The organism is Brevibacterium sp. CCUG 69071, assembly GCF_021023135.1.
Lineage (GTDB): Bacteria > Actinomycetota > Actinomycetes > Actinomycetales > Brevibacteriaceae > Brevibacterium.
The window spans coordinates 63752-71396 of the sequence record NZ_PGFV01000011.1 but is presented as its reverse complement, the minus strand read 5'-3'; the positions used below and the strand labels follow the sequence as shown (position 1 = coordinate 71396).

Sequence of the window (7645 nt, the reverse complement as noted above, 5' to 3'; positions counted from 1 at the left end):
CAATGGCAGGCTCGAACACCTTCGGGGATCAGCCCTCGGGTTCCGCAACCTCACGCATTACATCGCGAGGTGCTTACTCGAGTCCGGTGGTTTCAGACCGGTTCTACACTCTCGTTTACGATGAGCCGGTTTCAAAGCAGCCGAAACCCGCACCTTGACACGGATTGCCGACGACGGTATCGGACGCCAGCAGCCACGTGATAATGAAGATGAAGAAAGCAACGAACCAGACGCCGAAGACGATCAGAAGTGGGCCCCACCGATCGATTCCCACTCTCGGCGGGATCTGAGTTGTCATGAGCTGACTGTAGTTCGGACAGTCTCTCCGCGGTAACCCATAGAGCATCATTGGTTGGAGAGCTTTCAGGAAAGTCGACTTGGACGACAAGTCAGACCCAGGCAGCAATCACGCCTGAACTAGTGCAGGTTCCTCAGCCATCATCCACTCCACGATTGCGGCGACGTGCGCGTCGACTGAGTCTATGGCCGGCAGGGGAGCGGTCTCCGGGGGGACTAGTAGACCAATTTCGGTGCACGACAGAGTCACCGCCTCGGCTCCGCGAGCCTTGAGGTCGTTCATGATTTCGACGTACCGGGCACGCGACTCGTCCGTGAAGACTCCTTGGGTGAGTTCGTCCCAGATGATCTGATCGACCTCGAGGCACGTTGCCTCATCGGGAACCAGAGTCTTGATGCCCTGCGCCTCGAGTCGGCCCGTGTAGAAGTCCTCGAGCATTGTCCATCGCGTGCCCAGAACGGCCAGCGTCGAATAGCCCCGGCGCTTCGCCATCGTAGCGATCGAATCGACCATGTGGATGAGGGGCACATCGACCTGCGCCTCGATCGCTGGGGCACACTTGTGCATGAGATTCGTGGCAATCGCGACAGCCTCGGCGCCGCCATCGACCAAACGCTGCGCCGTCGAGACGAGCGACGCATCACTGCCCGCCCAATCGTTGGCCTCCTGCAGCTCTCGGATATCTGCGAAGTCGCACGAGTCGAGCAGGATCTGTGCGGAATGATGACCGCCGAGCTGCTTGGCTACTGCATCATTGATTTTCGTGTAGTACTCGATGCTCGAATGCCAGCTCATTCCACCCAGCAGACCGATCCTGCGCATACTCCAACTCCTCAATTCCGCGGCGACTTCATGGCGACTACTTCCAGTGTGGTGCGCATCATCTGCCTCCGGTAGACCTACTTCCCTCTGCTCTGACATAAGCTGGACTTATGGCTACAGTCTTCGAACAGGCTCTCGACCTTGGCGAGCCCAAACGCCTCCTCATCTTCGGCGCCATCGCCGAATCCGGCAGCATCGGTGCCGCCGCACGCGTCCTCGGCTGGTCTCAACCAGCACTGTCCCAACACATGAACGCACTGGAGAAAGACCTCGGTGTCACCCTCTTCGACCGCACTCCACGCGGTATTCGTTTGACCACTGCCGGCCAGCTTGCTCGCATTCGCGCCAACGAGGTGGCCGCCTCGGTGACGGGACTGCGCAGCGACCTTGCGAAAGCGTTCGGCCTCGGCGGACGCAATGTCCGCCTCGCAGGATTTCCCAGCTTCGTCATCGGACCGCTGGCCGCGGCGCTCGGCCGGTTAGAGGCAAACGCGGGCACGCAGACAGACTCACCGCTTCACCACTCATACGAAGTCTCCGAGGCCGAACCGCCTGAAGCACTTCGCCTGCTCGACGAGGGTGCCATCGACATCGCCTTTCTCTTCCATCATGAAGACGAAGTCCCGCCTGAGCTGGCCGGACATTCGACCGTCGATCTCGGTGCCGATCGCCTCGACCTGCTCGTGCCCGAACGCTGGAACCGCGCCGGGCAGATCCAACACCTTAACGATGTTGCCGAACTGCCGTGGATCATGGGATGCGTGCGCTGCCGATCCACCGCCGAACGCCTCTGCCGCACCGCCGGCTTCGAACCCCGCACCCGGCATATCACGGACAACCCCGGCGCCATCCAATCCCTGGTCTCCAACGGACTCGGCGTTGCACTGCTCCCTCGCAGCGCCCGCCGCTACTCCCAAATTCCAGGCATCGACCCCATCGCCCTTCAAGAGGCCGGCGCGCGTCGAGTCACCGCAATGATCCCCGACGGACTGGCGGACGCCTCCGAGGTAGTTGACCTCCTCGGCGCCCTTCAGGCTGGTGACTCGTGATGAGCACGTTCACCAAAGTTCTCGACAAATGGCTGACGCTCACCACGGCCGCGGCAATCATTGTGATGATGCTCCACATCGTCACCCACGCCTTGGCCCGGTCGATTTTTCACGCCCCGCTCTATGGCACCAATGAGATCGTCGAATACTGGTATCTGCCCATCGTCGCCCTCCTCGGAATCCCGGCCGCGCAGCTGCAGAAGGAACACATCACCGTGACCATGGCAATCGAGCGGGCGAAGCCCGCCACCGCAGCGGTGTTCACTGTTTTCGCATGCATCCTCGGCGCCCTTGTATCGATCGCCTTCGCCTGGTTCGGGCTGACCAAAGCCCTGGAGAACACGGCGATCGGGTCGACCGCCGACGTCTCCGCTGTCATCACCTGGCCCGTGTACTACCTCGTGCCGATCGTGTTCGTCCTCCTCGCAGTGCTGTACATCCTCGACGCCATCGCCATCCTCCGCCGCCGCAACCAGGCAGGGGAGGAGCGGTGAACGCCAATACCGACCTCACCGGTGCATCCCTACCGCCAGAAGACTCAAGCACAGCGAGCATCACCGGCGCCACCACCCAGAAACCCACCACGGCTCTCTTCCCGAATGGCTCCCGTCGCGAACGCCCCGGCACACTCGCCCTGACCATCGGCTTCGGACTTGTTGCCTTCTGCCTCGTCGGCCTCTTCACCAGTCCGAGCGCAGCGATCGGGGGAGCCTGGTGCATCGGCATGATGCTCGTCCTCCTTTTCCTTTCCGTCCCGGTGGCCATTGCCTTATCCGTTCCGTCGATCATCGGCGTCTACGCCGTGTCCGGCATCCCGGCGACGATGAACATCCTCTCCACCGCACCGTTCAGCGCCGTCTCGGACTGGTCGATGAGCGTGCTCCCCATGTTCATCTTCATGGGCATGCTGCTCACCCAATCCGGACTCTCCGGCAAGATCTACCGCGTCGCCGACCACTGGTTCTCCTGGCTGCCCGGAGGCATCGGCATCGGCACCACCTTCGCCGGGGCGGGACTCTCCGCCGTCACCGGCTCGACCATCGGCATGACCTACGCCCTGGGCCGAGCCGGCATCCCCGAAATGCTCAAAGCCGGCTACGACCGCCGCATGGCCGTCGGCACGATCATGGTCTCCGGCATGACCGGCAATCTCATCCCACCTTCGATCCTCATGGTCGTCTACGCCGGCATCGCCTCCGTCCCCGTCGGTCCCGCCCTCATGGCCGGAGCCGTCCCCGGAATCCTGCTCGCCGTGTGTTTCGCCGCCTTCATCTTCGCCATCGGCGTCATCGTCCCGAAGCTCGTCGGCCGCGGCGACAACGCCCAGACCACAGCAGAAACAACGGACACCACCCGTCCCACAACCACCTGGCGCGACCGCTTCACGTCCCTCACCAGCGTCTGGGGCTTCGCCGTCATCCTCGTCGTCCTCTTCGGCGGCATGTTCTCCGGCATCTTCACCCCCACCGAGGCCGGAGCGGCCGCCGCGCTCTGCTCACTCCTGCTGTGCCTGTGGGAGAAACGGGGCGAACAACCGTGGCGGAAGATCGCGGATTCGGCTATGGATACGGTGGCGGCCACCTCGGCGATCTTCTTCATCATGATCGGCGCGACTATGCTCACCAGCCTGCTCGCCATCACCGGACTCGCCCCCATCCTCACCGGCCTCATCACGGACCTCGGGCTGTCGCGGATCGGATTCCTGCTCGTCCTCATCGTCCTCTACATCGTCATGGGCATGTTCTTCGACACCCTGTCGATGATGCTGCTGACTATCCCGATCCTCCTGCCCACCCTCGAGACGATGGGCGTGAGCCCGCTGTGGTTCGGGGTCTTCGTCGTCCTCCTCGGCGAGTTCGCCATGGTCACCCCGCCGGTCGGCATCATCCCCTACATCGTCCACTCGATCGCGAAGAACCCCGAGGTCAACCTCGGTGCCACGGTCACACTGCGCGACATCTTCATCTCCCTGCTCTGGTTCCTGCCCGTCGTCGTCATCTTCCTCATCCTCATGGTCGCCATGCCCGGAATGACCGAATGGCTGCCCGACCTCATAAGCCGCACCAGCGGGGGAATGTCCGGATAAACCTCGCCGAGGCGGCCCCGCCCACCCGTGCACCGGGACATTGGAGTGGCTGCCGCGCGGTGTGAGCGGACTCATGGTTAGGGTCACCTCATTCAGGCATATGATTGGAGGGAATTCTCAGCCTTCGTTCAAAGGAGTCCCATGAAGCGCATCCGCACGGCTGCTCGCCCCGCTCAGGCAATTGCGGCGGTCGCATCGCTGGCACTGTTGGCCGGATGCGCCGGATCCGTCGGCGGTGACGGATCGGGTTCGGGCGACTCTGCGGGGGAGGGCTTCGCCTATGACGCCTCGCAGGACGAGATCGATGAGGCTCTGGCCGACCTGGACCCGGTGACGATCAAGTTCCAGCCTTCGGCGATGTCGGAGAAGTCGATCCTCGCACCCAACGGCCTCGACGTGAAGAAGGCCATCGAGGAGCGCTCGGGCGGGAAGATCACCGTGGATATCGTGTGGGGCCAGGCGATCGCCAGCTACGAAGACGTCGACGACGCCCTGGCCGATGGCCGCGTCGACCTTGCGTTCACTCTGCCGTCGTACACCCCGGCCGAATACCCGGCCTTCGACGCGATCGGCACGGCCATGTCGACGCTGCCGTCCTCGCCGGTGGCCAGTGATCTGGCGGCGAATGCGGCCGGCGTCCAGGCGGCGTGGGAGACGCCCGAGGTGCTCGAGGAGTTCGAGAAGAAGAACCTCGTCCCACTCATCCCGATGCTTGCCGCAGGTGGATATTCGACCATGTGCTCGAAGCCGATGACCTCGCTGGATGACTGGAAGGGCAAGCAGGTGCGCGTCGGTTCGGCCGCTGCTGGCAAGCAGGTGACCGACCTGGGTGCAACCCCCGTGTCGCTGTCGTTCCCGGAGACCTATGAGGCGCTGCAGCGCGGAACCGTCGACTGCGACCTCGGCCAGCTCGCGCCGAACGTCGAGGCCGGCACCTTCGAGGTGGCCTCAAACATCGGTGTGGCCTCGGACGCGGGCATTGCTCGTTCGGCCGGTGCGATCACGGCGGGTAAGAAGTATTCGGAGTTGCCGGTTGCCTATCAGCAGGTCATCTTCGACTCGATGTCGACAACGTTTAGCACGATGATGGAGGTCGTCATCGGAGCCAAGGCGCAGGCCGTCGAGCAAGCGAAGGACAACGACGGTTCAGTTCAGCCGTTTGATGATGACGTACAGAAGCAGATGGCTAAGTACGCGAAGACGCTGTCGGACAAGACCGCTGAGAAGGCGGGAGTCACCGATGCGCCGAAGACGCTGGGCTCCGCTGGTTCGGAGTGGGCGAAGTCCATGTCTGAGCTGGGCTACGACGACAAGGGCGACTACGCTTCACTCGACGAGTGGTACCCGGAGGATGCTTCGTACAACAAGCTCGGCGACGAGCTGTTCGAGAAGGTCATGGCCGAGCATCGGCCGGAGTGATCTGAGTAGCACTCACAGGTACGGCCAACAAATCGAGAGTCAGCGGATCCAGATCGAATGCCTTCGTCCGACGTGCCATTCTTGGGTGGATCTTACGCTGATTTTGCACATACGGTGGTTGGCGCTTAAGCATCCAGTTGCCCACCTGTCTCAGTTCGATCATCGGTTTTACGGAAGTGGAGTTCGGTAGCACCTGTGTAGAGAAGTGGTGTGTAACCTCGCAACATCGTGGACACTGAACCTCACCACTTCAGGGACAACCGATCTCAGAGCTTTGTACACAACTACCGCTCCCTCCGCTAAGGAGGGAGCGGATCCGGAATCGAGTTCATCTACCGGAGCATGAATACGTCGGGCATATCCTCACCACGCGCGGCGAACTCTTCAACATACTGTTCGTATTTTATGCGCCATTGCTTCGTCGGATTCGCGACCTGGACTCCACATCGCATAGGAAGAAATGAAGCGTCCTCGTACGCCGAGAGCGACCATCGGCACGGGGAAGGAGAACACAATCTCACCGGTGCCCATGTCCGGGAGCAAGAATGTCTGATCGGTGATCGTGCGATAAAACTGCCGGTCAGCAAAAGTCGACGGCAGCGACACGTGATAGCCGTGATAGTACACTTGCCGGTTCGCTCGCGTGACGGTTACGACCGACTGATCAGAACGCTGCCTATCCGAAGCGGTGTCCGGGAGGACATGTCCATTCTTCGTGATCGGCAGCCCAGCGCGGTTGAGCTGATTCTGCTGCTGCAAACGGGCCTGTAGATATTCTCGTGCTTTCGCCTCAAGAACAGCCATCGGAATCGGTTCGGTGGCCGGAGTGTGCTCGACGAGGTTCCATGCTTGAGTCGGCGTGGCATCGTTGAGCGACTGGTGCGGCCGACGCGAGTTGTACTGATCACGGAAACGCCGAATAACCTGCCGCAGCTGCTCGACCGTTGCGGCCCGGTTCGCGTCGAGGAAACGCACTAGTGTCTGGTGGGAGCGTTCGTTCTTGCCCTGCGTCGTCGGCTTGCCTGGCAAGCCGCTGATGGGCATTGTTCCATGAGAGGCGAAGAACACTTCCACGGCTCCGATCGTGCCCTGCCGAAGTTGGTTGAACGCCGAGGAATTGTCCGATAGGACCTCCTGCGGGGCACCATGAATAGCGATCGCGTCAGCGAGCACCGATTTGGCGTCCGTACTGTTCTCAGCACGAATATGAGCGGTCGTGCCGACGTCGAACCGGGTGGAGTCTTCGAGGAGCTGATAGATCGTCACCGTCTGACCATCAGTCAGGTCGTATTCGAAGGCATCAAGTTGCCATAACGACATTGCGGTGGCGCTGACGAAAGGGATGTAGGACGATTTGGGGCGCTTCTTCGGTGAGTCATCGACGTGGCCGACACTGGCCAGTAGGCGGGCGATCGTCGCCGGCGACGGGATCGTCGTGGCCGGGAACGTCTCGGAGATTGCGGCCTCGTAGTAGATCGTGCGGGGGCCATAGTCCCATCCGTCGGCTTTGAGTTGCTTGCGGATTCGGGCGAGTTCATTGACGACCTGGCGACCGTATCGCCGGGCGGGTTGTTTCGGAGCACGCGACCGGGGATGCAGCGCCGCGGTTGATTCTTGTTGGCTGCGGGTGCGGATCTTATAGAAGGCACTACGTGAGACTTTGTGGGCGCGGCAGAACTCGGTGACGGACAGCGCGTTCGGCTGCGTCGGGTCGTAGTTGATGATGGCTGCTCGGATCTGGGGTGTCAGAGAATTCGTCATTCTCTCCGGCTACCACGACGCTGCCAGTGTCCACGAAGTCATGAGACATAGTGTCTCCGATGTCATGAGATCGTGTGTCCACGATGTGTTGAGACAGGACATACAAAGCTCTGAGATGGGGTGTCCCTGAAGTGGTGAGGTTCAGTGTCCACGATGTTGCGAGGTTACACATCGGTTCAGTCCACAGGTGCTACCGAATGCCGCTTCCTT

The 7645-nt window shown here is 61.6% G+C and carries 6 protein-coding genes and 1 pseudogene; 4 read left to right on the top strand and 3 right to left on the bottom strand.

The window, feature by feature from the left end:
* Window positions 1-115: 115 nt before the first annotated feature.
* Both CV023_RS18605 and CV023_RS18600 read right to left on the bottom strand, forming a co-directional pair.
* Window positions 116-298, bottom strand: a complete 183-nt coding sequence (locus tag CV023_RS18605) for a hypothetical protein (RefSeq protein WP_230748567.1) — start codon at window positions 296-298, stop codon at window positions 116-118.
* A 108-nt stretch (window positions 299-406) separates the two neighbouring features.
* On the bottom strand, window positions 407-1120 hold the full coding sequence (locus tag CV023_RS18600) for an aspartate/glutamate racemase family protein (protein ID WP_230748566.1): 714 nt from the start codon (window positions 1118-1120) through the stop codon (window positions 407-409).
* 110 nt (window positions 1121-1230) lie between these two features.
* Here CV023_RS18600 and CV023_RS18595 point away from each other — a divergent pair, with 110 nt between their 5' ends.
* The 4 genes from CV023_RS18595 (at window position 1231) to dctP (ending at window position 5674) form a co-directional block, all read left to right on the top strand.
* On the top strand, window positions 1231-2169 hold the full coding sequence (locus CV023_RS18595) for a LysR family transcriptional regulator (RefSeq protein WP_230748565.1): 939 nt from the start codon (window positions 1231-1233) through the stop codon (window positions 2167-2169).
* Window positions 2169-2663, top strand: a complete 495-nt coding sequence (locus CV023_RS18590; RefSeq protein ID WP_230748564.1) for a TRAP transporter small permease — start codon at window positions 2169-2171, stop codon at window positions 2661-2663. Before CV023_RS18595 ends, CV023_RS18590 begins: the two co-directional genes overlap by 1 nt.
* Window positions 2660-4255 (top strand): TRAP transporter large permease, encoded by a 1596-nt coding sequence (locus tag CV023_RS18585; protein WP_230748563.1) that lies wholly within the window; start codon window positions 2660-2662, stop codon window positions 4253-4255. Before CV023_RS18590 ends, CV023_RS18585 begins: the two co-directional genes overlap by 4 nt.
* Before the next feature lie 141 nt (window positions 4256-4396).
* On the top strand, window positions 4397-5674 hold the full coding sequence (gene dctP / locus CV023_RS18580) for a TRAP transporter substrate-binding protein DctP (protein WP_230748562.1): 1278 nt from the start codon (window positions 4397-4399) through the stop codon (window positions 5672-5674).
* A 332-nt stretch (window positions 5675-6006) separates the two neighbouring features.
* Here the strand turns inward: dctP and CV023_RS18575 are convergent.
* A pseudogene (locus CV023_RS18575) lies at window positions 6007-7435 on the bottom strand (integrase core domain-containing protein).
* Window positions 7436-7645: the final 210 nt, after the last annotated feature.